This is a genomic window from Streptomyces sp. LS1784, assembly GCF_020103755.1.
GTDB lineage: Bacteria > Actinomycetota > Actinomycetes > Streptomycetales > Streptomycetaceae > Kitasatospora.
Window position 1 is genome coordinate 1 of sequence record NZ_JAHSQD010000969.1, and the last position, 1,836, is coordinate 1,836.

General features: G+C 73.0%; 1 protein-coding gene. It reads left to right on the forward strand.

The genetic code is table 11. The features are described 5' to 3' along the window. Positions 1 to 1,551, forward strand: a 1,551-nt coding sequence (locus KS423_RS44735) for a chitinase (RefSeq protein ID WP_224285406.1), incomplete at its 5' end; no start/stop codon positions are given. Between the last annotated feature and the right edge of the window lie 285 nt (positions 1,552 to 1,836).

The following is a 1,836-nucleotide window of genomic DNA, read 5'->3' on the forward strand; positions in this document are numbered from 1 at the left end:
GTCGCGGCCGGTGCCACCGCCCTCGCCCTGGCCGGCGGCGGCCTCGCCCTCTTCGCCGGCGGCGCCAGCGCGGCGGTCGGCAACCTGGTCGGCAACGGCGGCTTCGACGGCGGGCTCGCGGGCTGGACCTGCACCGGCGCCGCGACCACGGTCTCCTCCCCGGTCCACTCCGGCACCGGCGCACTCCAGGCCACCCCGGGCGCCGGCGACACCGCCGAGTGCACCCAGACCATCAGCGTGCTGCCCAACACCAGCTACACGCTGAGCGCGTGGGTCCAGGGCCCGTACGTCTACCTCGGTGCACGCGGCACCGGCGGCACCGACCCGTCCGCCTGGTCGAACCAGAACAGCTGGAACCAGCTGTCCACCACCTTCACCACCGGGGCGAACGCCACCAGCGTCACCGTCTACCTGCACGGCTGGTACGGCCAGAGCGCCTACCTGGCCGACGACGTCGCGCTGATCGGCCCCGGCGGCACCGGCACCCCGTCGCCGACCGCGACCCCCACCTCCACGCCGACGGCCACCGCCTCCCCCACGGCCACCGCGACGCCGACCACGACGGCGACCCCGACCCCCACCGCGACGCCCACGCAGACCGCGACGGCGACCCCCACCGCCACGCCGACCAGCACCACCCCGCCGGCCACCGGCCTGCCCGCCCACCTGGTCACCGGCTACTGGCAGAACTTCGACAACAACTCGACCGTGCAGCGGCTGAGCGACGTCCAGAGCGCGTACGACATCATCGCGGTCTCCTTCGCCGACGCCGTGCCGACCCGGACCGGCGCGATCAGCTTCACCCTGGACCCGGGCCTGTCCAAGGCGCTCGGCGGCTACACCGACGCCCAGTTCCGCGCCGACATCAAGGCCAAGCAGGCGGCCGGCAAGAAGGTCATCCTCTCCATCGGCGGGCAGAACGGCGCGATCACCGTCGGGGACGCCACCGCCGGCGCCAACTTCGTCAACAGCGCCTACGCGATCATCAAGGACTACGGCTTCGACGGCATCGACGTCGACCTGGAGAACGGCGTCCAGGCCGGCCCGCTCGGCGACGCGCTGCACGCCCTCCAGGCCAAGGTCGGCCCCGGCTTCGTGCTGACCATGGCCCCCGAGACCATCGGGATGTACAGCACCTCCGGCGCCTACTTCCAGCTGGCGCTGAAGACCAAGGACATCCTCACCGTCGTCAACACCCAGTTCTACAACTCGGGCGGCATGAACGGCTGCGACGGCAAGGTCTACAACCAGGGCACCATCGACTTCATCACCTCGCAGGTCTGCACCCACATCCAGGGCGGCCTGCGGCCGGACCAGGTGGGCATCGGCGTCCCGGCCTCCACCAAGGCGGCGGGCGGCGGCTACGTCTCGCCGACCGTGGTGAACAACGCGCTGGACTGCCTGGCCACCGGCAACAACTGCGGCAGCTTCGTGCCGCCGGCCAAGTGGCCGACCATCCGCGGCGCGATGACCTGGTCGACCAACTGGGACGCCAACAACGGCAACGCGTTCTCCAACGCGGTCGGCCCGTTCGTCCACAAGATGCCGTAACGGCAGGGCCGCAGCCGCCACGGACGGCTGCGGCACGCGGCCGCGGCAGCCACCCGGCCGCGGCCACCAGAGCTCAACTCCCCCGGCGCGCCGCTCCTTGAGGGTGGGGCCTGCGCGTCGGCGGCGGGGCCCGTCGTACCGACCGGTGCGGCGGGCCCCTCCGTTCCACTCCCCTTGTTACCGCCGAACGCGCGCGCTCACCGCGCCAGGACCGCGGTGAGCGCGCCGAGCAGCAGGAACGGGCCGACCGGGAGGTCGAGCCCGCGCACCGGGCGGCGGCGGGCC